This window comes from Stenotrophomonas sp. Sm10, from assembly GCF_030985515.1.
GTDB lineage: Bacteria > Pseudomonadota > Gammaproteobacteria > Xanthomonadales > Xanthomonadaceae > Stenotrophomonas > Stenotrophomonas hibiscicola.
This window is the reverse complement of sequence record NZ_JAPTFO010000019.1, coordinates 1-21,547: the sequence shown is the minus strand read 5'-3', so window position 1 is coordinate 21,547 and position 21,547 is coordinate 1. Positions and strand designations below refer to the sequence as shown.

The window sequence follows — 21,547 nt, the reverse complement described above, 5'->3', positions numbered from 1 at the left end:
ACGCCATGCGTGGATGCGGCATCGGTGCCGACCAACGGTCGGCACCCACCTGTATCAATTACAGGCCTTGCCTTCCATCTGCAGCTGCGCGGCAAACATCGTCACCTGCGGAATCTGGCCGGCCGCGGCCTGCTTCTTCGCCTCTTCCAGATAGATGCGCGACTGGCCCTGGCCGTCCAGCTCGACCTTGTTGCTCGACGGCAGGCGCCACACCCGCACCACTGCCTGTTGGGCCGGGCACGCCGCGCTCGGCACGCGGATCACATCGTTGAGTTTCCAGCCCTTGTCCGCACTTGGCTGCGCCTTGGTGTAATCGACGAAGCGCGCGCGTGGCTGGCACTGTTCGCTGGTACGCACGGCGGAGAAGCGGTAGGGCGCGGCGGCGTCGCCGGTGAACACACCTTCCAGCCGCGCGCAGGCCTCGGGGATCTGGCGCAATGTATGCACCGCACCCACCGCCTGGGGCACGCCCACGGCACGCTGCAGTTCCGGGGTTTCCGCGGCGAATGCCGGCACGGACGGGACCAGGGCGGCAAGCATCAACAGGGACAGGCGCATGTGGGATCTCCTACGGGACTGTGCGCAGGCTTGCAGAGACTGGCTTAACGGGGCGCAAAGGCCTGATGGCTCTCGAATCGTGCCCATGGCCCGGCGGCAGGGCCCGCGCGCATGGCGATGCGTTCCGTCTTGAGGGCGCCCACAGGATCACGAGGTGCGGCTCGTAGAGGCCAGTCGAGCATGGCTCGACTCTACAAGTGGCGGCACGCATACTGCGGGCACCAGGGAATGCTGAACACCGCCATACGTCGGACGACCGCCAAGGTCGGTACGGGTTGGTTCCAGGCTGCAGCCCGTCGTCCCCCTCGTGGTGCCGTTCATCGCCACTGGATGCCTACATCCATTCTGCGGAGGGGTCTAATGCTGGAACGTCACGGGCTTTCATTGGCGCTGGGCTGCGCCATTCTCGCGATCCTGTTCGGAATCGTCTCGGCGCGCTGGATCCTGCGCCAACCCACCGGCAATGAGCGCATGGTCGCGATCGCCACCGCGATCCAGGAAGGTGCGCGTGCCTACCTCAACCGCCAGTACCTGACCATCGGCATCGCCGGCGTGGTGCTGTTCGTGCTGGTCGGGGTGTTCCTCAGCTGGTATACCGCGATTGGATTCGCGGTCGGCGCGGTGCTGTCCGGCGCCGCCGGCTACATCGGCATGAACGTGTCGGTGCGCGCCAACGTGCGCACCGCGGAGGCTGCGCGCCATGGCATCAGTGCGGCGATGGACGTCGCCTTCCGCGGCGGTGCGATCACCGGCATGCTGGTGGTCGGCCTGGGCCTGCTGGGTGTGGCCGGCTATTACGCACTGCTGCTGCGGATGGGCCTGCCGATGGAACAGGCGCTGCACGCGCTGGTCGGTCTGGCGTTCGGTTCGTCGCTGATCTCGATCTTCGCGCGTCTGGGCGGCGGCATCTTCACCAAGGGCGCCGACGTCGGCGCCGATCTGGTCGGCAAGGTGGAAGCCGGCATTCCCGAGGATGACCCGCGCAACCCGGCGGTGATCGCCGACAACGTCGGTGACAACGTCGGCGACTGCGCCGGCATGGCCGCCGACCTGTTCGAGACCTATGCGGTCACCGTCATCGCAACGATGCTGCTGGGCAGCCTGATGCTGGCCGAGGCGGGCGCCAATGCCGTGCTGTATCCGCTGGTGCTGGGCGGTGTGTCGATCATCGCCTCGATCATCGGTGCGCTGTTCGTCAAGGTGAAGCCTGGCGGCTCGATCATGGGCGCGCTGTACAAGGGCGTGATCGTCTCCGGCGTGCTGGCCGCGATCGCGTTCTACCCGATCACCACCGGGCTGATGAGTGACAACGTACATGGACCGATGCCACTGTACGGCTGCGCGTTGATCGGCCTGGTCCTGACCGGGCTGATCGTGTGGATCACCGAGTACTACACCGGCACTCAGTACACGCCGGTGCAACACGTGGCGCAGGCCTCGACCACCGGGCACGGCACCAACATCATCGCCGGCCTCGGCATCTCGATGAAGTCCACTGCACTGCCGGTGGTGGCGGTGTGTGCTGCGATCTGGGGTGCGTTCGCGCTGGGTGGCCTGTATGGCATCGCCATCGCCGCCACCGCGATGCTGTCGATGGCTGGCATGATCGTCGCGCTCGATGCCTACGGACCGATCACCGACAACGCCGGCGGCATCGCCGAAATGGCCGAGCTGCCCTCGGAGATCCGCGACATCACCGATCCGCTGGATGCGGTGGGCAATACCACCAAGGCAGTGACCAAGGGCTATGCGATCGGCTCGGCTGCACTGGCCGCACTGGTGCTGTTCGCCGACTACACCCACAACCTGCAGGCCGCCAACCCCGGCCAGGAATTCCGCTTCGACCTCAGCGACCACACGGTGATCATCGGCCTGCTGATCGGGGGCCTGATTCCCTACCTGTTCGGTGCGATGGCGATGGAAGCGGTCGGTCGTGCGGCGGGGGCAGTGGTGGAAGAGGTGCGGCGCCAGTTCCGCGAGATCCCCGGCATCATGCAGGGCACCGGCAAGCCGCAGTACGACAAGGCGGTGGACATGCTGACCCGCTCGGCGATCCGCGAAATGATCGTGCCCTCGCTGCTGCCGGTGGTGGTGCCGGTGGTGGTCGGCCTGCTGCTGGGGCCGCGCGCACTCGGCGGTCTACTCATCGGCACGATCGTAACCGGCCTGTTCGTGGCCATCTCGATGACCACCGGCGGCGGCGCCTGGGACAACGCCAAGAAGTACATCGAGGACGGCCACTTCGGCGGCAAGGGCAGCGAGGCACACAAGGCGGCCGTGACCGGCGACACCGTCGGTGACCCGTACAAGGACACCGCTGGCCCGGCGATCAATCCGCTGATCAAGATCATCAACATCGTGGCGCTGCTGCTGGTACCTCTGTTGTAGATCCACGCCATGCATGAACCCGTAGCGTCGAGCAGGCTCGACGCTACGGCCGCGACCGCCTCATCCATCGGATGACAAGCAGCACCACGACGATCATCCAGCAGGCATGGATCGGCCGGTCCCAGCCATCGAAGAGGCTGAGCGGGCTGCCGATGAAAGCGAGCGAAGCCAGCCACGCACACAGTGCGCCGGGCAGCCACGCGCCACGCCAGATGCAGAAGGCGGCGAACACCAGCAAGGGCCAGGCGAAGATGATCGCCGGCGTGAACGGTGCCAGCGAAAGCACGGCCACGCATGCAGCCAGCAACACGCTGCACCAGGCCAGCACCCGTAACGTCCGTGTCGTCATGCCAATCTCCGCGCGTCCATTGACGGTCGTGCGCGAGCATAACGCCTGCGCGCTGCCTTGAATTCCGGCTCGGGTCAGAGCCCTGTCCTGCGGAAAGGGATCCGACCCCGATGGCGGTCAGCGCCCGCGCAGGAAGAATGACACCGGCACCATCACCTGCACCGGGCCGCCAGGCACCTCGGCCGGCGGCGCGGGGACCGGGCTGGCCCGCTGCACGGTGTCCAGCGTCTCCTGGTCGAGCAACGCGAAGCCGCTGCTGCGGCCCAGCACCACCGCCGAAACCACACCGTCGCGGGCCACGGCAAAGCGCACGTAGACCACGCCCTGCTGGCGCAGCCGCTCGGCCTGGCGTGGATAGCGCCGGTGCTTCTGCAGATGCCCGAGCAGGCGCCCCTCCCAGGTGGCCTCGGCGCGACTGCGCTCGCCGGCGGTGGTCTGCGGTGCGGTGTAGCGTGCGGCCGCGTCGGCCGCCACCTGCGGCGGTGCGCTGGTCTGCGCGACATTGGCCTCGGCGGTGTCCGGCGAGGGCGTCGGCTCCGGCGTACGCGGCGGTGGCAGGTCACCCTGCGGCTGCACCGGTGCCTTGGGTTGCTCACGCAGGGCCGGTTTCGGCGCCTGTCGCTGCTGTTGCTGTTGCAGCGGCCCAGTGGCAACCTCGCGCGGCGGCACCGGAGGCGCCTGTGCCATCGGCGCCAGCTCCAGCATCAATGCAGCGGGCGGCGCTGCGGCGGCCACCGCCGGTGCGCGCGCCGCCCACCAGCAGGCCACGCTGACCAGCAACGCATGCACCAGCAGCACGATCGCCAGGCTGGTCGCCCAGCGCCGCAGTCCACTCATCGCGCACCCTGCTCAACGCCGACCAACACCACCTTCAGGTAGCCGTCCGCACGCAGCGCATCCAGCGTGGCCATGAGTTCGCCGTAGGGCACGCGGGTATCGGCACGCAGGAAGATGCGCTGCGCGGTGTCGCCGTGGGTGGCCGCCTGCAATGCAGCGGCCAGCCCGTCACGCGCCACCGCCTGCTCGCCCACGCGCAGCGACAGATCGGCCTGCACGGTCACATACACCGGCGCCTGTTCGGGCGGCGTGGCACTGGCGCTGCTGGCCGGCAGCTGCACCGGCACTGATACGGTGGCCAGCGGTGCGGCTACCATGAAGATGATCAGCAGCACCAGCATCACATCGATGAAGGGCGTGACGTTGATCTCGTGTGCTTCTTCCGGTGCGTCGTCGCGGTCGGACCCGGTCCTGATCGCCATCGTCGCGCCTCAGTGCACCGCGCGCAGCGGTGCCGCTGCGGCACGCGGCGCGGCACGATCAAGATCGCGCGAAACCAGCTGCTGCACGGCCGCCGACAGATCGCCGAGCAGGCCCCGCAGGCCGGCCAACACGCGGCTGAAATGGTTGTAGACCAGTACCGCGGGAATCGCCGCGACCAGGCCGAGTGCGGTCGCCAGCAAGGCCTCGGCGATGCCGGGCGCAACCACCGCCAGGTGGGTGGTGTTGCTGTGCGCGATGCCGATGAAACTGTTCATGATGCCCCACACCGTGCCGAACAGGCCGACGAAGGGCGCCACCGCGCCGATGCTGGCGAGCACACCGATGCCGCGCCGCTGCACGCGCGCGGTCTCCAGTTCGATGCGGTCCAGGCGCGAGGCGATGCGTTCCTTGATGCCGTCGCGACTATCCAGATCCTGCGACAGGCGCAGTTCGGTGCGGGCGGCGTCCAGCATGGCGAGTGCGGTGCCCTGCTGCAGACTTGCCTCTCCGCTCTGCGGCGGCAGCTGTGCGGACTGCAGCAACAGCGCGCGCGCCGCGCGCAGCTGCCGGGCCTGGCGGGCCAGCTCCCAGCCCTTGGCCAACAGCACGGTCCAGGTGGACAGCGACGCCAGTGCCAGCGCGATCATCACGGCCTTCACCACCACGTCGGCGGCCAGGTACATGCCCCACGGGGTCAATGCGGGGGCGGCCACGGGGGCCAGGTCAGCAGGCAGCATCATCTCGGCTTCCATCAGCATCAGGGGTCGCTGCGCGACTACGGGCCGCGCGCGGATCATTGGCGTCGTCCACTTCCACGACCGGATGGGGCTCCAGCCGGGGGGCCGGTCGGCTCAGCACGTAGCCGGCGCTGACCGCGAAGAACAGGCCCACGCCCAACAGCAGGCGCCAGGACGGATGCGCGCCCCAGCAGAACAGGGCAAAGCCCAGCGCCATGCCGGCACTGGCAAACGCCTTGCCCTTGCGCGATACCGCGCCCTGCTCGCGCCACAACCGCAGCGATGGGCCGTAGCGCGGATGCGCCAACAGGCGCTGCTCGAACTTCGGCGAGCTGCGCGCGAAGCAGCCCACGGCCAGGATCAGGAAGATGGTGGTCGGCATCACCGGCAGCAACGCGCCGATCACCCCGAGCCCGACCATCAGCCAGCCCAGCGCGAACCAGAGCCAGCGCATCAGCGCTGCACCTGTGGGCGCGCGCCGCGCATCAGGCGAATTCCACTTCGACGTGGCCGTGCACGCTGCGGAACGCGGCGTCGGCGGCATCGATCACCTGCTGCTCCTGCTCGACACTCAGCGGTACCGCGTCCAGCGCAGCGGTGAACTCACGCCAGTGGCGCGCCGCGCCATCCGGATGCGCGGCCAGGTGGCGGGCGCCAAAATCACGGTCCAGGCCGAGCCTGGCGGCCATCTTGTACAGAATGGTGCCGCCCAGGTTGGAGCCTTCAGCCACGTACAGCCACCCCAACGCGGCGGGCAGTTCCAGATCGGACGGCAACGCCGCGATGTCAGCCCCCGGCAGGGTCTGCTCCAGGTCCTGCAGGTCGCGCGCGACCTGGGTCAGGCGGCGGCGCTCGCCCAGGTCCGGCAGCAGTGCGTCCAGCGCAGGGTTGGCATACAGCGCATCGATGCTGCGGTGGAAGCGATACTGCACGCGCAGGAAACGGGCGAAATTGCTGCGGTCGGCGAAGATGTCGCCGGCCATGATGCGCTTGTCCAGGGCACCGTGGCTGTCGCGGGTGGCGGCCTTGAGCCGCAGGCTGCGGCTGTCTTCAGGGGCGATGTGTGCGTTCATGGGGATGCCAAGGGGGTCGTCCTGCTGTAGACGTTTGCCACGGGGCTTTCCCCAAGGCCATGTGCGCCGATAATGGCGCATCCCTTCTTACCGCAGGAACCGACGATGATCACCACCGAACCGCGCATGACCAACCTGTTCCTGCAGCTGGGCCTGGACGCCAGCGCCGAGGGCATCGCCCGCTTCATCCGCGAGCACCAGCTGGCCACCGATGTGGAAGTGGTCGAGGCGCCGTACTGGAACGATGCGCAGCGCCAGTTCCTGTCCGAGTCGCTGCAGGCCGATGCGGTATGGACCACCGTGGTGGACGAGCTGAACGAGTCGCTGCACGAAGATGCGGTGAAGGCCGCGACCGGGCTGTAAGTAGACGCCGGGCGCGGCGGGGCGCTGGCGATTGCACGGCGGAAGCGGTGCGGACCAAGGTCCGCACCCACCGAGGGCGGTCCGACCCCACCGCTCATACGCTGGCGATCAGTACTTCCAGGTCAGCGCCAGCCGCGCAGTGCGGCCCGGGGCCGGCATCACGCCCAACGCCAGCGGATCCAGGTAGTAGCGGTCGGTCAGGTTGTCCACGCCCGCTTCCACCGACAGCTGGTCGTTGAAGCTCCAGCTGGCGAACAGGTCCACCAGCGTGGTTGGCCGGTACAGCTGCTGGATCGCCGACAGCCCTACGTTCCAGTCCTTGTCCAGCGTGCTGATCGGGCCGGCGTTGTGGACCACGCGGGTGCCGAAGGTCAGGCGCTCCTCGAACAGGCGCGAGCCCAGGGTCAGGTTGACCATGTAGCGCGGCGGGTTCTGGGTATTGGTGTACGAGCCCTCGAAGCCGCCGTCCACGCAGTCGGGCGTGTTGGCCAGCTCGCCGTTCCTGCGTTGCGCCCCGTAGGCACGGCGCTCGGCGGCGATGTCCGGCGCGCAGGTCTTGGCCTTGAAGTAGTAGTGCGCGGACAGATCGGCAAATACCTTGCCGCTGTCATAGCTGGACTGGAACTCCATGCCCGAGACCTTGAACTGGTCGACGTTTCGGATCAGGCCCGCCGACAGCGTGCGGTAGTCACGGGTGATCAGGTCGTCGATGCGGGTATCGAAGTACGCCAGCTTCAGCGCCAGGCGGTCGCCGGCGGCGAACAGGTCGTAGCGGAGGGTGCTGGCGCCGATTTCCCAGCTGCGCGCGCGCTCCGGCTTCAACTCGCCCAATGGCTTGGCGGCGGTGAACAGGCCCAGCGTGGTCTCGAACAGGCTCGGCAGCTTGGTGCCTTCGGCGTACTTCACGTAGACCATGGTGTCTTCGCTGAAGCGGTAGGCCACGCTGGCGGTCGGCGAGAACGCGGTGTCACGGCGGCGGATCGGCTGCGACCAGGTCCAGCTGACCGGCACTTCCAGGTCCTGCGCCTTGCCGGCGTCGTAGAAGTTCCAGCCACCGATGTCGGCCACCGTGCCCTTCTTGTACGGTGAGGCCAGCAGCGATTCCTGGGTGAAGTTGCCGTTGGCATCCGGATACCAGTTCAGCAGCGCGATGCGCTTGGCCCGCCACGACGGCAGCGCCGGGTTGCCATTGAGCAGTTCGGTGTAGCGGTACTGGCCCTGCACCTCATAGGCATCGGGCGTGGCCAGGCGGTTGCGGTCGTGCACGTCCACGCGGTTCCAGCGGCCGCCGGCCAGCAGTTCCCAGTGCTCATCGGGCTGCCACTTCAGCGAGGCCACGGCACTGTATTCCTTGCGCTCGGCATTGCGCAGGAAACGGTTGTTGACCAGGTCATCGTGCATGACCGGGCCCGAGCTGCCCGGTGCGATGTCTTCGTCACTGTAGGACAGGCCGTAGTCGAGGGTGAACGCACCGGCGCGGGTATCGAACATCGAGGTGTTGCTGGCATCCAGTCCGAAGCGCTTCTGCCGCAGCGGATTGCGGTAGGCATCCTTGTAGCCGGGGTCGCCGCTGAAGCTGGGCGCGTCGTACCACTCGGTGCGGCGATCGAAGTACCAGGGGGTGATGCCGGTCAGGCTGTTGTACATCACGCTGTCGGTGTCGGTGTATGCGGCATTGACGCGTAGATCGATCAGCTCGCTGTCCGGATTGAAGCGGTAGCGCAGGCTGTAGCTGTCCATGTCGACATGGCCCGGATCCCACTGCGGAATGCGGTCACGATCCACACGGATGATCTGCGACGCCATGATCTCGCCGGCGGTGCCTTCGTAGCGGCGGTAGCCCGCTTCCAGCGTCTGCGCATCGTCGATGCGCCAGGTGCCCTTGAGCAGCGCCGACTTCGAGCGCGCCGAGGTGTTGAACACTTCGGTACGCGCCGGATTCAGCGGCGCCAGCGTGCGACGGGTCTGCGGGAAATCATCGTAGCCGTGCTTGCCCGAGAAATAGTTGCCGTTGTCGCGGTACGCATAGGCGGCCACCAGATCGAAGCGGTCCCAGTGACCGGCTGCAGCGACGTTGAAGAACTGGCTGCCGGTGGCGCTGCGGTCGGAACGCGGCGCGGCGCTGTAGGACGGCAGGTTGTTGGTGCTGGCGTTGGCCAGGCCGCCACGCACGCGTACGCCGAAGTCACGGCCTTCGCGCAGCACGTCACCGATCTTCAGCGTCTCCATCTCGACCACGCCACCGATGCCACCGGAGGCGTTGGCCTGCAGGCTCGGGCCCTTGGTGATGGTCAGGCTGGAGATCAGGTCCGGGTCGAGGTAGGTGCGCTGTGACTGGCCGGCATAGCCGCGGTAGGTATCCATGCTGGACTGGCCACCGTCGATGATCACCGGCACGCGGCCCTGGCCCTGGATACCACGGATGTTGACGTCGAACCCATTGCCCACGCGCGGGTCACCGGCGGTGACACCGGCCACGCCCTTGACGATGTCGCCGTTGGAAGTGCCGCGGAAGCGTTCCAGGTGCGTGCGGCTGAGCGTGGTGGTGGAGCCCACACTGCGATAGCTGTCGAGCAGGCGCGCCTCGTCGCTGGTCGCGCCACTGTCGACGCGGTCGCCGGCCACGCTGAGCGTGTCGGTGACGATCACACCGCTGCCGGCCTGCACCGGCGTCGCCGCTTCCAGAGTGACTGCATCTGCGCTGACGCGGCGCACCGCCAGGCCACTGCCCTGCAACAGCTGCTGCAGCGCCTCGCTGGCCGGCAGGCTGCCATTGACCGCACGCGAGGTTACGCCCTGGGCCAGGGTGGCCGGATACACGACCTGCACGCCGGACTGGCGCATATAGCTGCGCAGCGCTTCATCCAGCGGCTGCGCTGGAATGTCGAAGCGCTGCACGGCAGCGTGGTTGCCGGTGGCGCTCTGTGCCAGCACGGACGGTGCGGCGCTGGCCAGGCCGGCGGCCAGCAGGGCGATGCACAGGCGGGACGGGCGCAGCGCGTGGCCCGGGCGGTGGGAGTAGAACATGGGGAACCTGTCAGGTAATCGGTGCCGCGAACGCGGCGTCATCCGCAACACGGGCGGACACGGCGACGTACGTGGCGGCGGCGGGTACGTTCGCGGGGTAAGACGGTTGGGCGCGCGGCAACCCCAAGGGGATTTGCAGTCGAAGCAGGTGCCGACGGTTGCGCGGCAGGTTGCAGTGGTAGGTGCCGACGGTTGCGTGGCTGGTTGTAGTGGTGGGGGGGCGCCCCGGGGGGGGGGCGCGGGGGGTGGGGGGGGGGGCACCGGGGCATTGGCGTGGATCTACCGATGGACGATGGCGACGCCGAGCGGCAGCCGGGTCACCTGCAATCCAGCCGTCGCGGCCAGCGCATCCAGCGCCTGTTCCGGGCGGTCGATGCGCAACGCCGCGCTTACCGCCGGCAGCTGCGATAGATCGCCGCGCACGAAGGTCGGGCCGGCGCGATAACGCCCCACCCATTGCACGGCGTCGGCGACGCTGGCCTGCTCCAGCAGCAGCTCGCCCTGCCGCCACGCGCCGACGCTGTCGGCAGCCACATCCCGCAGGCGCGTCACGCCGCTGTGCTCGCCATAGACCGCACGCTGGCCCACCTGCAGATAGGTCCAGCCACCGTCGGCCGGGCTGGCCACGCGCACCCTGCCCTGCCCGACCCGGGTTTCAACCTGGTCATCGCCGCGCGCGACGGTGAACGCGGTCGAGATGTCCTCGATCACGCCGTTGCCCGCACGCACGCTGAAACGTCGCTGCGCATCCGGGCTGACCTCGAACCAGGCACGCCCACGCAGCAGCTCGATCTCGCGTGCATGTGCATTGAAGCGCACGGCAATCGCACTGTCCGCATCCAGCACTGCGCGGCTGCCATCGGGCAATTGCACGTTCTGCACTACGTGCGTGCTGCGATGGTCGGCCTGCAGCCGCAACCAGGCCTCCGGCCATGCCACCAGCATCGCCAGCGCGGCTGCAGCGGCCATTGCCCAGCGCATTCGATGCGGCCGCGGGCGTTCGGCGGGCCGGACCTGCGGGCGTGGCCCGACACTGCGCCACAGCGCGCGCTCGTGTTCGAAGGCGCGTCGGTGCCCCGGTTGTGCCAGCCAGCGCTCGAACTCGTGCATGCGCCCTTCGCCGATGTCACCCGAGGCCAGCCACGCGATCCAGCCCCGGGCCTGTTCGGCCAGGGCATCGTCATTGGCGGCGGGCAGCGTGTTCGGCGGGCTCATCGGCTGGCGGACAGGCGCATTCAAGCGCGGGCGGAGGAACTAGACCGCATCCACGGTCCAGTGATCAAGACGTTTCAGCGAGGGCCAGCCCCAAGCCGGGGCCATCATCGGCCGCTGCGTGCCCAGGCCAGGCGCTGCAGGGCGGTGCGCACATGGTTTTCGACGGTCGTCACCGACACCCCGAGACGGCGGGCGATCCCGGCCTGGGTCAGGCCCTGCAGGCGGTTGAGCCGGAAGATGGTGCGGGTCGGCTCCGGCAGGTGCCCCGCCGCATCGAGCACCCGCTGCAGTTCGTCCTGTGCCATGGCCTGTTCCTCGGTCGAGATGACCTCGTCCGGCCCCCACAGGTAGTGGTCGGCCAGCAGGCGGTTGCGCCGGGTCGATTCGCGGCCGTGGTCGGTGGCCAGGTTGGCGGCCAGCCGGTACAGATAGGCCCGCGGGTTGTCGATGGCCTGGCTGTCGTCGACCCCACGGGCCTTGAACCATACGGCCTGGATCACGTCCTCGGCACCATTGTCTCCGCCGAGGATGCGCTGCACCCGGCGCAGCAGTGCCGGCCGCTCACGGATCAGCAGTTCGGTAAGGGAGGCGGCATTGGAGGACATGCGCAGAACGGGACGACAGACGGAAGGCGCCGCGCATGCTACTCCGTTAATGAGAATCCGTCACGTTCGCATCAGTGGATGCAGCCGGTCAGCCCGTCATAGGTGCTCTCCGACGTGCCGGGCAACGGATCATGCAGCGGATTACGGGCCGCCAGCGCTGCATGGAAGGCCTCCACCGGGGTGCCAGGCACCAGCGGCAACGGGCACAACCAGGTCGGTTGCCGGGCTACGATCGCACCGTCGTTCCGCGAGACGGCCAGGTCACTGGCGGCAAATGCCCACAGGCACTCATGCACCGTGCCGCGCACCGCGTCCACCGAACAGCGCAGGCGCAGCGCCCGGATGTCGCTGTACTCACCCTCGCAGAAGGTGTCGCCGCAGATCGCGTCGAACCCGTGCTGCAGACGCCCTTCCAGGGCAAAGAAGCGGTCCCAGTTGGCTTCCTGGTGCGGATAGTCGATCAGGTCCACGTAGGGAAAGGCCTGGGCGGCGGGCGCGATCAGCAGCGCGCAGAACAGGCCGAGTGACAGGGCGGATGGTTTCATGCGGGAACTCCTCGGGTAGGTACATCCAGCCTGCGCGCCCACGCCACCCGGACCCATCGGTCAACCCCGGCCCGCCGGGTCGGCGCCTTCCTCGCCCTGCCGTCAGCCCCCTCCCCCTGCACAGCGCCCGGCAAAGGCATAAAATGGGGGGCTATCCGTCTATATCCCCCACCTGGAGCACGACCATGGGTCTGGAACTCGTCTCGCCCGGCAAGAACCCGCCGGAAGAAATCAACGTCATCATCGAGATCCCGAAGGACTCGGAGCCGGTGAAGTACGAAGTGGACAAGGAAACCGGCGCGATCTTCGTCGACCGCATCCTGTCCACCCCGATGCGCTACCCCTGCAACTACGGCTACGTGCCGAGCACCCTGTGCGGCGACGGCGATCCGGCCGACGTGCTGGTGGTGCTGCCGCTGCCGCTGGTGCCGGGTTCGGTCGTGCGCTGCCGTCCGGTCGGCGTGCTGAAGATGAGCGATGAGGCGGGCAGCGACGAGAAGATCCTGGCCGTGCCGGTGTCGAAGATCTTCAGTGGCTACGCCCACGTGGAAGACATCGCCCAGGTGTCCAGCCACTGGCTGGAGCGCATCGGCCACTTCTTCGAGCACTACAAGGACCTGGAGAAGGGCAAGTGGGTCAAGCTCGACGGTTGGGGCGGCGCCGCTGAGGCCAAGCAGATCCTGATCGAGGCGCACCAGCGCCATCTCGACAGCAAGGCCTGAGCCTGAACCGCATCGCTCCGGCGGCACCCCGCCGGAGCGATGCGGGTCACGTTTCATGACGACGGCACATCACTCCTGCCGCCGTATTAGGTAAATTGCGTCACTTCACACGTCGTCGACATCCATCGTCGAGACAGCCAGGGGAATGTGTCGTGCGTATTCTGCTTGTTGGGGATGCAGCCAGCCTGCCGGCTGAGCTGACCGAATTCATTGCCGATCTTGGGGAAGACTGGCAGCCGCTGACCGCCACCGATGGCCACACCGCGATGACCGCGGTGGCCACGCAGGGCGTGGATGCGGTGATCGTCTGCCCGCAGCTGCCGGATCTCAATGCCACCACGCTGCTGGGCCAGATCCGGACCTTGCGCCCGGAAACCATCCGCATTGCGCTGGTGGACGCCCAGCACGGCAACCGGCCGCCGCCGGCACGCCTGATCGGCGTGGCCCACCGCTTCCTGCCGTTGCCGCTGGCACCGGAAGTGTTGCTGGAAGCGCTGACCAGCCTGGAAGAGCTGCGTGAAGTGCTGGACAGCCCGCGCCTGCGCGACGCCATCGGCCGTATCGAGAAGCTGCCCTCGCCGCCGCACCTGTACCTGAGCCTGACCCAGGCACTGGAACATGACGACGACGCCGACAGCGCCGACGTCGCCAAGCTGGTGGCCGCTGATCCGGCGATCGCGGCCAAGGTGCTGCAGCTGTCGAACTCGGCGTTCTTCAGCCAGGGCCGCACCATCGCCGACCTGCGCACCGCCGTGACCCGCCTCGGCCTGTCGACGCTGCGCGATCTGGTACTGGCCAGCGAGGTGTTCTCGGCACCGACACTGTCCACGGCCGAGCGCAATTCACTACAGCAGCGCGCCCTGCTCGCCTCGCGGCTGGCGGCACGCCTGCTGCCCGAATCCAGCGCCGAACTGGGCGCGACCGCCGCGCTGCTGGCCGACATCGGCCTGCTGCTGCCCGGCGTGCGCAACGAGCGCAGCGAACCATCGCTGACCGGTGACACCCGCCCGGGCCACGCCGAAGCCGGTGCCTATCTGCTCGGCCTGTGGGGCCTGCCGATGCCGATCATCGAAGCGGTCGCGTTCCATCTGCAGCCGCAGCGTGCCAATACACGCAGCTTCTGGGTGACCGGCGCAGTGCACGTGGCACTGGCACTGGTCAATGGTGATCCGGTGGACGAGGACTACCTGCAGCGCGCAGGTGTTCTCAACAGGCTGCCGCAGTGGCGGGAGCATGCCAATGCGTTGATGGGACTGGTACCCAGCGAGGCTTGAGGCACCGCCCAGGGCGAGTTCGCAGGGAATGAAAGGCAGGCCGGGTGGCCTGCCTTTTCCGTTGTGCCTGAAGAACCATCCACGCATGGCGTGGATCTCCTCAGTCGGTGCAGCACACAAACAAGAAGGGCGGACCTTGCGGCCCGCCCTCCTCTTTCTGCTGTGACGCTTCGATGGATCAGAAGCGCTGGGTGTACTTCATGTAGTAGAAACGACCGATGTCGAAGCCACCGTAGTACGAGAAGCTCGAGTTCGGCTGGCTGTACATGACCGGGCCCTCGTGGTTGAACACGTTGTTGGCGCCCAGCGAGACCGTGGCTTCCCACGGCAGGTTGTAACGCACCTGCACGTCGTGGAAGGTGTTCGAACCCACCTTGCGGGTCGGCTGCGCCAGGGTGTAGGCCGAGCTGAAGTCAGGCAGGTTGCACTCGGTATCGTAGGAGCACGGCTCCTTCATGCTCGAGTAGTAACGCACGCCCCAGTTCACGCCCAGGTTGCCGTAGGTCCAGTCGACGTTGAGGTTCGAGCGGACGCGGAAGTTCGCGCCCCAGTCTCCGGTCGCCCAGCTGGTGTGCTGCTCGACCGGGGTCTCGGCTTCGTTGTCGCGCTTGTACTCCAGGTAATCGACGTAGGTGGTCTTCCAGTCGATGACGAACTTGCCGAAGGAGAACTCCGGCAGGCGGTACTTGATGCCCAGATCGTAACCCGCGGTTTCCTGGTAACCACCGTTGATCAGGGTACGGGTAACGTCGACCACCTGGTTGGCGGTACGGCCTTCGGTGCCGCGGTCGAAACGCTCACACGCCGACGCCACGCCCAGCACATAGCACTGGTTGAGGATCGAGGTTACCGACTCGGCGGCGATCACGTTGTCGATGCGGATCTTCCACCAGTCGAGGCTGACGTCCAGGCCCTGCACGAAGTTCGGGCTGTACACCAGGCCGGCGGTCCAGGTCTTGGAGGTTTCCGGCTTCAGTTCCGGGTTGGAACCCGACTCGAAGGCGCTGTAGGACTGGGTGCCCGGGCCGGTCGACTGTGCACCGCCGGAAGTGATCTGGCGGAAGTTGGCCGGAACGCCACGCGCCTGGCAGGCTGCCGCCACCGAGGGGTTGCGTGCGGCCGAGCCGAAGCTGCTGTCACACGGATCGGTGTAGGCGTCAAAGGTCTGCGAGGTACCGCCGTACATGTCGGCGATGCTCGGGGCGCGGAAGCCGGTCGAGTAGGTTGCACGCACCAACAGGTCGTCGATCGGCTTCCACTTCAGACCGAACTTGCTGTTGATGGTATCGCCGAAGGTGTTGTAGTCCGAGTAGCGGCCGGCCATGTCGAGCGACAGCTCCTTGGCGAACGGCATGTCGGCCAGCACCGGCACATTCAGTTCAACGTAGAACTCGTCGAGCTTGTAGCTGCCCTTGGTCGGCTTGCCGGCCAGGTCGGTACTCAGGCCAGACTGCAGCAGCGCATCCGGGTTGTACTCGCCGCTTTCTTCGCGGTGCTCGTAGCCCGCCGCGATGGCCAGCTCACCGGCCGGCAGCGAGAACAGCGAACCTCCGATGTTGGCGCTGTACGCCTTGGTGGTGTTGGTATAGGTATCGTGGCTCGGCAGGTACAGGTAAGCCTGCAGGGCCGGATCGGCCAGCGAGCCGTTGCCGGTCGAGCCGTACGGTGCCAGCGGGTTCCACGGGGTGCAGCCAGCGATGACATGGCCCGGGGTGCCGCAACGGGCAACGTCGCCGTCCATGAAGGACGGACCGACCGCATTCTGCACGTTCGGGATGAACAGGTTGCCGGTGCCGGTCTTCACACCCTTGTTCTGGTTGTAGACGTAGCCCACGTCCCAATCCCAGAACTTGTCGCCGAACTCGAACGAACCTTCCAGGCCGGCCGAGAAGCGGAAGGTCTCCTGCTCGGACTCGGTCTGGCGCGGCACTTCGGATGTGCGACGGATGAAATTCGCATCCGTGCCCAGCGGGTTGTAGATGCTGTTGGCCGACAGCGGGGTTTCATAGACCTCGGACTGGTACGGGTAGCCGGCAATCTGCTGGGTGGCCGTACGCTTGGTGTACAGCACGTTCGCGGTGCCGCGGATGTTGTCGGTGAAGTCGTAGTTGCCGTTGGCGAACACCGAACGACGGGTCAGCTTGTTCTGCAGCCACATTTCCTGGCTGGCATTGGTGTAGTCCGCCGTGCCGAACTCGCGGAAATCGGCCATGGTGTTGCCCGAGCCATTGTTGGCGCGGGTGTACCAGTTGTCATTGCTGTCGATCAGCACGCCGTGGTTGGATGCCGGCGACCAGCCGTTGGCGTCTGCGTCGGTCGGGTTCGGGTGGAACTGGCCGTTCGGGTAGCGGCTGAAGGCACGATCCTTCGCCCAGACCGGATCTTCCTTGCTGTACTCGGCGCCGAAGGTGATCGAACCACGCTCACCGGTCTGGCCGTAGACGAAGTTGTAGACCTGCTTTTCGCCGTCGCCCTTGCTGTACTGGCCGCCGTAGACGCTGGCTTCCAGACCGTCGAAGTTCTTGCGGGTGATGATGTTGATCACGCCGGCGATGGCGTCGGAGCCGTAGATGGCCGATGCGCCGTCGGTGAGCACTTCAATGCGCTCGACCACCGAGGTCGGGATCGAGGCCAGGTCGGTGTAGCCACCGGTGCTGACGCCCATGCGCTTGCCGTCCAGCAGCACCAGGGTGCGCTCCGGGCCCAGGCCGCGCAGATCAACGTACTGGCCGCCGACTTCTTCGCCCGAGCTCAGGGCATCGGCGCGGCTGATCGCCGGCGAACCGGTTGCCGACAGGTTCTGCACGATGTCGCCGACGCTGGTGAAGCCCTGCTTTTCAATGTCGGCGCGCTGCAGCGCGATCACCGGCTGCGCGGTTTCCATGCTCGCCTGGCGGATGCGCGAACCGGTAACCGAAATGCGGTCCAGGTCGGTCGTGCCGCCGGCAGCTGCGTCCTGCGCCGAAGCGAAGGACGGTGCCAAGGCAAGCGCAATGCCGGCCGGCAACAAGCCGAGCCGCACTGCAGGAATACGAACGTTCATCAATCTCTCCAAGGTACGTGTTAGTAGCGTGTTAAAACGCCCCAGCACGTTACGATTGCGTTGCGACGCTGCATTTGCGCGACCCAACCGGAGAGTTTGCAGAATGTGGCGGCAGCAGCCCGCCGTTCTCACGGAAGCGCGAAGCCGACTGCCCGTAACGGGCGCGGAAGGCCCTGGCGAAGCTGCAGCAGTTGTCGAAACCGCTGGCGGCAGCAACTTCGCCCACCATCATGTCGGTATCGCGCAACAGATCGGCCGCCCGTTCCAGGCGCAACCGTGCCGAAAGCGACTGCGGACTTTCCTCGTAGAGGCTCTGGAAGGTCTTGGAGAGATACCAGCTGGAGAAGTTGGTCAGTTCAGCCAGTTCACCGATGCGCACCACGCGGTGGCTGTTGCCTTCCAGGTACAGGCGGGCGCGCTGCATGCGGCCAAACACCTGGCGCTTGCGGCTGCGCGAGCGACCCGGGCAACGCTGCACGTTGTCGGCCAGCCCGCGCTGCAGGCCCGCCAGATGCAGCAGCAGCGGGCGCAATGCCTCCGCCGGCTGGCCACTGGCCAGCGCATCGCGCCACAGGCGCAGCGCAACACGTGCATCGCCGCGGTTCATGCGACCACGCCCGGCATACAGGCCACAGTCGGCCATCTCGGCCAGCACGCGCAGCGCTTCGACGGTGAGGTTCAGGCCCAGGCACAAACCGTTGCGACCGGCCTGCACCAGCGGCCGCGATTCCTTCTCGAAGGCGATCCACTCGCCCTGGCGCAAACGGAAGCGTCCTTCCTTGGCTTCCACCCAGGAACTGCCGCGCACCTGCATCCACACAGTGAAGCTGCTGCCTGCGGTCTGCAGACTGCCCAGCCGGGCAACGCCCAGGCAGGTCGGCGCGACGTCGTCCAGGGCCTTGTCGAGGGAGATGGTTTGGCCGCGATCGGCCAGCGAGAGTTGACGCATGGGGGCACCACGGATTTGCCTAGTACAGGCCCCCGTTTTGCCCAATCTGGTGGGACCTCGTCAGGAAAGACTGCCGAGATCGCCACGAATTCGTGGCGAGAACCACACGAAAAAATTACGAAGAGAAATTCTTCTTCAAAATCAACATTCTGGAGAAGGCAGGGAACAGCGCCGGGGCTTGCTCGGGCAGCCGCATGATGCCGATGTCAGCGCCGTCACTGACCGCCAGCGCCACGTAGAGATCGCGCCCGTTGGCGCTGGCACTGAGTCCATTGCCCGCGCTGAGCCGCTGCGGATCAAGGCAGCGTTCCGGCACTTCGGTACCGTCCTGGATCAGGACCAGGGTCGTGCCGCACTGCGTGGACGTGCCGAGGTAACCGATGCCACCGTTCCCCACGACGGTCCAGGTGCGATAGCGCCACCGACTCGGCAGGTCTTCAGTGATCTGCCGCACACTGGCCGGTGACAGTGCCGGATCGACCGACCACAGCCCACCAGCGGCGAGGCGCGTGAACAGCACCCGTCCGCTGGCGCGATCAAAACGTGCCTGCGACACCCCATCAATGCTGGCCAGCCGGCGCCAGGGGTGAGAGCTGCGGTCGAACAGGCTCAAGCGCGTGCGCTGGTCGGCATCCCGCTCCACCACCAGCAGCTGGTCATCGCCGGCCCCGTAAAGCGCCTGCAGCGGTTGTTCGGCGGGCACCGGCAGTGGCTGCAGCCGCTCATCACGCGGCGAGATTTCGTAGACCACGGTACGTCCATGGTCATCGCGGCCAACCACCAGCAGGTGCCGGCTGTCGGCGGCCCAGTCCGGTGCCTGCCGGGCCTCCGGCCGCAGGCCTTCGATCAGCCGCAGCGAGTCCGGCCGCTGCATGTCAGCCCACCACAAGGCGAAACTGCCGGAGCGATCGGAGGTGAAGGCCAGCTGGCGGCCATCGGGCGCGGCCATCGGCTGACCATCACGGCCACTGGACGCGAACAGTCGTTCCGCACGTCCTCCCTCGATCGGAACCTTGAACACGCCGAACTGCGCCCGCCGGTGGACAAACGCCAGCACGTTGCCATGCCGGGATACCGCAGGCCACTGCGCATCATCCAGGCCAGCGTCGCGCAGCGTGCGGCGCTCGACGTCGAGGTAGTACAGGCGAACTTCACTGTCCACGCGACGGCCGAACACGATGGTGCGCCCATCCCCCAGCCAGGCCCAGCCTCGCTGCTCGGCCGCTTCATTGGTCAGCTGCTCGGGGGTACCGCCGCCGGCGGGCATCCGCCACAGATCACCCATCTGCGGATTGCGCACGAACACCAGCCACTTACCGTCTGGCGAGTAGCGCGGCGCATAGTCGAAATCATCGGCATCGACGCGGTAATCCAGCTCACGCCATTGGCCACTGGCCAGATCCAGCACGCGGATGCCGCGATGCGCATAGCGTCCGACCATGCTGCCGAACACCAGCCCCCGGCCATCCGGGGTCCAGTCAAAACTGAGCAGCTCGGTGCCGTCGCAGCGGGTTGCCTGGCGCACGGCACCACCTGTGGCACTGGCGATCAGCACCTGGCAGCCGCCTCCGGCGCTGAATCGTGCAAACGCGATCTCGCGCCCATCCGGCGACCAGCTCGGGAAACGGTCGTTGGCACCGGCCGGAGGCGTCAGCAACTGGCGCGCGGGCGCATTGCCCGAGGTCTGCACCTTGATCGCACCGCCGTCCCCCCCGTCGTCGTTGGCCCCTTCGTAGGCCACCTGGGAACCGTCGGGCGAAAGTGTTGGATACGTCTCAAAACCACTGGTCGCGGTGATCAGCCGGTAAGGCCGCTGCGGGCTGCCGATCACGCGAACGCCGTTCTCCACGGCCGCATCAACCGGTGAACTGGCTTCCGGCGGCTGCCGCAACAGCAGCATCGTCAGCACGATCACCGTGCCAAGCATCAATATGCCGATTGCCAACAGTACCTGGCGCCGGACCCGTCGCCACGCCCGGCGAAGCCCCGGCACCGGCACCGTACCGACCGCGGCCCTGCCACCGGCGTCCGCGGGCGGCAACGGAAGATCGGCCAGCTCGCCGCTGTCCACGGCAGCCTCAGGCGCCTCCAGCACCTGCACCGGCACCAGCAACCGATAACCGCTTTTGGCGATGGTCTCGATATAGGTCTGGCCATTGTCGTCGTCGTTGGCGAATGCCTTGCGCAGCTGCGTGACGGCCTGGGTCAGCACGTCATTGGTGGGCAGCGTGTCGGGCCACACTTCGGCAAACAGCTCCTCGCGGGTGACCACGCGGCCGGGCTGCCGCAGCAGAACGCGCAGCACACCCAGCGCTTTCGGCGTCAGCCGGCGCGGACGACGCGCACCTTCAACTTCGACCTCTCGCGAGGACAAAGTGACGACGCATTCGCCAACCTGGATACGGTCAGCCTCGGGCGGCAGGATTTCGCTGCTGTTCATTTTCCGGGATACAGTAGGGACGGGCCTGGGCAGGTTTCACCAGCAATACCGCCCCCAACCGGGGACAACAAAAAGCCAGATTCCGCACACAGCATCGGCGCATACCGCAAAAACAATGAAGCGGGCGAATACTAGCCTATGCGGGTTACCTCGCCTATCGCGTGGTCGACATCCAGGCTCTCTCTCGCCGACGCATTCACATAATTTGCTGCACCATTCGCGCCCTGCGGGGCGCGGAATTTTTATCTGGCGTTCATTTTCACACGCGCCGCAGCATGGTCAATCCGACCAGTCGCGAAACCACCAAAGCCACGTACATCACGCCTGAAAACTGCTCCAGCATGACCAGGGCACGCGCCTGCGGATGCAGGGGTACTACGTCGCTCAAGCCAACACCCGAGAGCAAACTGAAGCTCAGATAAAGCAGTTCCATCCAGGTGCGCTGTGCACCGCCGCCGGAGCCCTGGAAACTGCCCGGATACCATTGTTGGCACACGGCAAAAGCAAATGCGAAGGCCCAGGCCAGCAGCGTGAATGTGGCGCCTGCGGCGAACAGTTCATCACGGGTGACTTTATGGTCCTGGAGCATGTAGGCAATGAGCGCACCGGCCGTATAGAAGTACAGCAGGCTCTCCAGCAGTTGCGCGGTGGTCAGCAGCGCAGTGCGGTCCAGCAGTGCACCGGCCAGCGAGAACACCACCGAGGGAATGGCCAGCAGCAGTGCCAGCCAGGTGCCCAGCGGGCTGCGTTGCACCACCCACAATGCCAGGCCCAGCACCGCCATGCCGAACATGCCCAGCGCCGCGCGGCCCGCAGCGGTGTCATCCAGCGCGGGGTACAGCAGCACCGCGATCAGCTGGGCGCCCAACAGCCAGGCCGAAGGATGACGGCGGGCAATGGCCAGCCAACGGGTGGTGATGGCAACAGGCATGGCGTCCTTTCCCCAGGAAGATGGGCGGAGGATAGCCGGGAGCGGCGTGATGAGCGGTAGTGCCGGCC

General features: G+C 66.9%; 19 protein-coding genes. 4 read left to right on the top strand and 15 right to left on the bottom strand.

Translation table 11 applies throughout. The features are described from left to right. Positions 1 to 54: 54 nt before the first annotated feature. On the bottom strand, positions 55 to 558 hold the full coding sequence (locus O0J15_RS07665; protein ID WP_111098770.1) for a hypothetical protein: 504 nt from the start codon (positions 556 to 558) through the stop codon (positions 55 to 57). A 360-nt stretch (positions 559 to 918) separates the two neighbouring features. Between O0J15_RS07665 and O0J15_RS07660 the strand changes: the two genes are divergently transcribed. After that, on the top strand, positions 919 to 2,946 hold the full coding sequence (locus O0J15_RS07660; RefSeq protein WP_308305422.1) for a sodium-translocating pyrophosphatase: 2,028 nt from the start codon (positions 919 to 921) through the stop codon (positions 2,944 to 2,946). Positions 2,947 to 2,989: 43 nt separating this feature from the next. Here O0J15_RS07660 and O0J15_RS07655 read toward each other — a convergent pair whose 3' ends face one another. The 6 genes from O0J15_RS07655 to O0J15_RS07630 form a co-directional block, all read right to left on the bottom strand. After that, the gene (locus O0J15_RS07655; RefSeq protein WP_111101879.1) at positions 2,990 to 3,295 is read right to left on the bottom strand and encodes a hypothetical protein; all 306 of its coding nucleotides are present in this window, start codon (positions 3,293 to 3,295) and stop codon (positions 2,990 to 2,992) included. Between the two features lie 117 nt (positions 3,296 to 3,412). Then, positions 3,413 to 4,132 (bottom strand): energy transducer TonB, encoded by a 720-nt coding sequence (locus tag O0J15_RS07650; RefSeq protein ID WP_019662023.1) that lies wholly within the window; start codon positions 4,130 to 4,132, stop codon positions 3,413 to 3,415. Further along, on the bottom strand, positions 4,129 to 4,554 hold the full coding sequence (gene exbD, locus O0J15_RS07645) for a TonB system transport protein ExbD (RefSeq protein ID WP_308305421.1): 426 nt from the start codon (positions 4,552 to 4,554) through the stop codon (positions 4,129 to 4,131). The genes O0J15_RS07650 and exbD overlap by 4 nt, the downstream gene beginning before the upstream one ends. Before the next feature lie 9 nt (positions 4,555 to 4,563). Then, positions 4,564 to 5,292, bottom strand: a complete 729-nt coding sequence (gene exbB, locus O0J15_RS07640; RefSeq protein WP_308305446.1) for a tonB-system energizer ExbB — start codon at positions 5,290 to 5,292, stop codon at positions 4,564 to 4,566. Then, positions 5,279 to 5,746, bottom strand: coding sequence for a YbaN family protein (locus O0J15_RS07635; RefSeq protein ID WP_021203620.1), 468 nt, complete (start codon positions 5,744 to 5,746; stop codon positions 5,279 to 5,281). The genes exbB and O0J15_RS07635 overlap by 14 nt, the downstream gene beginning before the upstream one ends. 31 nt (positions 5,747 to 5,777) lie before the next feature. Further along, positions 5,778 to 6,365 carry a biliverdin-producing heme oxygenase gene (locus O0J15_RS07630; protein WP_134731335.1) on the bottom strand — a complete coding sequence of 196 codons (588 nt, stop codon included), beginning with the start codon at positions 6,363 to 6,365 and terminating at the stop codon, positions 5,778 to 5,780. Between the two features lie 105 nt (positions 6,366 to 6,470). Here O0J15_RS07630 and O0J15_RS07625 point away from each other — a divergent pair, with 105 nt between their 5' ends. Further along, on the top strand, positions 6,471 to 6,728 hold the full coding sequence (locus tag O0J15_RS07625) for a DUF2789 domain-containing protein (protein WP_308305420.1): 258 nt from the start codon (positions 6,471 to 6,473) through the stop codon (positions 6,726 to 6,728). 108 nt (positions 6,729 to 6,836) lie between these two features. On the opposite strand, the gene O0J15_RS07620 is transcribed toward O0J15_RS07625, so the two are convergent. From O0J15_RS07620 to O0J15_RS07605, 4 genes are all read right to left on the bottom strand, one after another. Beyond that, positions 6,837 to 9,755, bottom strand: a complete 2,919-nt coding sequence (locus tag O0J15_RS07620; RefSeq protein ID WP_308305419.1) for a TonB-dependent receptor — start codon at positions 9,753 to 9,755, stop codon at positions 6,837 to 6,839. A gap of 279 nt (positions 9,756 to 10,034) precedes the next feature. After that, positions 10,035 to 10,970: a FecR domain-containing protein gene (locus O0J15_RS07615; RefSeq protein WP_308305418.1), complete on the bottom strand. Its 936-nt coding sequence runs from the start codon at positions 10,968 to 10,970 to the stop codon at positions 10,035 to 10,037. Between the two features lie 104 nt (positions 10,971 to 11,074). Continuing rightward, a complete protein-coding gene (locus O0J15_RS07610; protein WP_019662030.1) occupies positions 11,075 to 11,575 on the bottom strand; it encodes an RNA polymerase sigma factor in 501 nt (166 codons plus the stop codon). Positions 11,576 to 11,646: 71 nt separating this feature from the next. Continuing rightward, on the bottom strand, positions 11,647 to 12,120 hold the full coding sequence (locus O0J15_RS07605; RefSeq protein ID WP_308305417.1) for a hypothetical protein: 474 nt from the start codon (positions 12,118 to 12,120) through the stop codon (positions 11,647 to 11,649). 185 nt (positions 12,121 to 12,305) lie between these two features. Here O0J15_RS07605 and ppa point away from each other — a divergent pair, with 185 nt between their 5' ends. Together ppa and O0J15_RS07595 are read left to right on the top strand one after the other, a co-directional pair. Then, complete coding sequence (gene ppa, locus O0J15_RS07600) at positions 12,306 to 12,842, top strand: inorganic diphosphatase (protein WP_005410935.1); 537 nt, start codon at positions 12,306 to 12,308, stop codon at positions 12,840 to 12,842. Between the two features lie 152 nt (positions 12,843 to 12,994). Beyond that, entirely contained in the window at positions 12,995 to 14,116 is a 1,122-nt protein-coding gene (locus O0J15_RS07595) for an HDOD domain-containing protein (protein ID WP_308305416.1), read from the top strand. A gap of 178 nt (positions 14,117 to 14,294) precedes the next feature. Here the strand turns inward: O0J15_RS07595 and O0J15_RS07590 are convergent, their stop codons facing one another. The 4 genes from O0J15_RS07590 to O0J15_RS07575 form a co-directional block, all read right to left on the bottom strand. Then, positions 14,295 to 17,159 carry a TonB-dependent receptor gene (locus O0J15_RS07590; RefSeq protein WP_026347270.1) on the bottom strand — a complete coding sequence of 955 codons (2,865 nt, stop codon included), beginning with the start codon at positions 17,157 to 17,159 and terminating at the stop codon, positions 14,295 to 14,297. Between the two features lie 49 nt (positions 17,160 to 17,208). Then, entirely contained in the window at positions 17,209 to 18,108 is a 900-nt protein-coding gene (locus O0J15_RS07585; protein ID WP_019662034.1) for a helix-turn-helix transcriptional regulator, read from the bottom strand. Between the two features lie 115 nt (positions 18,109 to 18,223). Continuing rightward, complete coding sequence (locus O0J15_RS07580; RefSeq protein ID WP_134735219.1) at positions 18,224 to 20,548, bottom strand: winged helix-turn-helix domain-containing protein; 2,325 nt, start codon at positions 20,546 to 20,548, stop codon at positions 18,224 to 18,226. Between the two features lie 259 nt (positions 20,549 to 20,807). Further along, positions 20,808 to 21,479 carry an ion channel gene (locus tag O0J15_RS07575; RefSeq protein ID WP_019662036.1) on the bottom strand — a complete coding sequence of 224 codons (672 nt, stop codon included), beginning with the start codon at positions 21,477 to 21,479 and terminating at the stop codon, positions 20,808 to 20,810. Between the last annotated feature and the right edge of the window lie 68 nt (positions 21,480 to 21,547).

What these genes read in the sequence shown, in the direction of transcription:
- ppa (WP_005410935.1), top strand. Translation starts at nt 12,306, where the DNA reads ATGGGTCTGGAACTCGTCTCGCCCGGCAAGAACCCGCCGGAAGAAATC.
- O0J15_RS07610 (WP_019662030.1), bottom strand. Translation starts at nt 11,575, where the DNA reads ATGTCCTCCAATGCCGCCTCCCTTACCGAACTGCTGATCCGTGAGCGG.
- O0J15_RS07655 (WP_111101879.1), bottom strand. Translation starts at nt 3,295, where the DNA reads ATGACGACACGGACGTTACGGGTGCTGGCCTGGTGCAGCGTGTTGCTG.
- O0J15_RS07605 (WP_308305417.1), bottom strand. Translation starts at nt 12,120, where the DNA reads ATGAAACCATCCGCCCTGTCACTCGGCCTGTTCTGCGCGCTGCTGATC.
- O0J15_RS07665 (WP_111098770.1), bottom strand. Translation starts at nt 558, where the DNA reads ATGCGCCTGTCCCTGTTGATGCTTGCCGCCCTGGTCCCGTCCGTGCCG.
- O0J15_RS07630 (WP_134731335.1), bottom strand. Translation starts at nt 6,365, where the DNA reads ATGAACGCACACATCGCCCCTGAAGACAGCCGCAGCCTGCGGCTCAAG.
- exbD (WP_308305421.1), bottom strand. Translation starts at nt 4,554, where the DNA reads ATGGCGATCAGGACCGGGTCCGACCGCGACGACGCACCGGAAGAAGCA.
- O0J15_RS07620 (WP_308305419.1), bottom strand. Translation starts at nt 9,755, where the DNA reads ATGTTCTACTCCCACCGCCCGGGCCACGCGCTGCGCCCGTCCCGCCTG.
- O0J15_RS07635 (WP_021203620.1), bottom strand. Translation starts at nt 5,746, where the DNA reads ATGCGCTGGCTCTGGTTCGCGCTGGGCTGGCTGATGGTCGGGCTCGGG.
- O0J15_RS07575 (WP_019662036.1), bottom strand. Translation starts at nt 21,479, where the DNA reads ATGCCTGTTGCCATCACCACCCGTTGGCTGGCCATTGCCCGCCGTCAT.
- O0J15_RS07590 (WP_026347270.1), bottom strand. Translation starts at nt 17,159, where the DNA reads ATGAACGTTCGTATTCCTGCAGTGCGGCTCGGCTTGTTGCCGGCCGGC.
- exbB (WP_308305446.1), bottom strand. Translation starts at nt 5,292, where the DNA reads ATGCTGCCTGCTGACCTGGCCCCCGTGGCCGCCCCCGCATTGACCCCG.
- O0J15_RS07650 (WP_019662023.1), bottom strand. Translation starts at nt 4,132, where the DNA reads ATGAGTGGACTGCGGCGCTGGGCGACCAGCCTGGCGATCGTGCTGCTG.
- O0J15_RS07660 (WP_308305422.1), top strand. Translation starts at nt 919, where the DNA reads ATGCTGGAACGTCACGGGCTTTCATTGGCGCTGGGCTGCGCCATTCTC.
- O0J15_RS07585 (WP_019662034.1), bottom strand. Translation starts at nt 18,108, where the DNA reads ATGCGTCAACTCTCGCTGGCCGATCGCGGCCAAACCATCTCCCTCGAC.
- O0J15_RS07580 (WP_134735219.1), bottom strand. Translation starts at nt 20,548, where the DNA reads ATGAACAGCAGCGAAATCCTGCCGCCCGAGGCTGACCGTATCCAGGTT.
- O0J15_RS07625 (WP_308305420.1), top strand. Translation starts at nt 6,471, where the DNA reads ATGATCACCACCGAACCGCGCATGACCAACCTGTTCCTGCAGCTGGGC.
- O0J15_RS07615 (WP_308305418.1), bottom strand. Translation starts at nt 10,970, where the DNA reads ATGAGCCCGCCGAACACGCTGCCCGCCGCCAATGACGATGCCCTGGCC.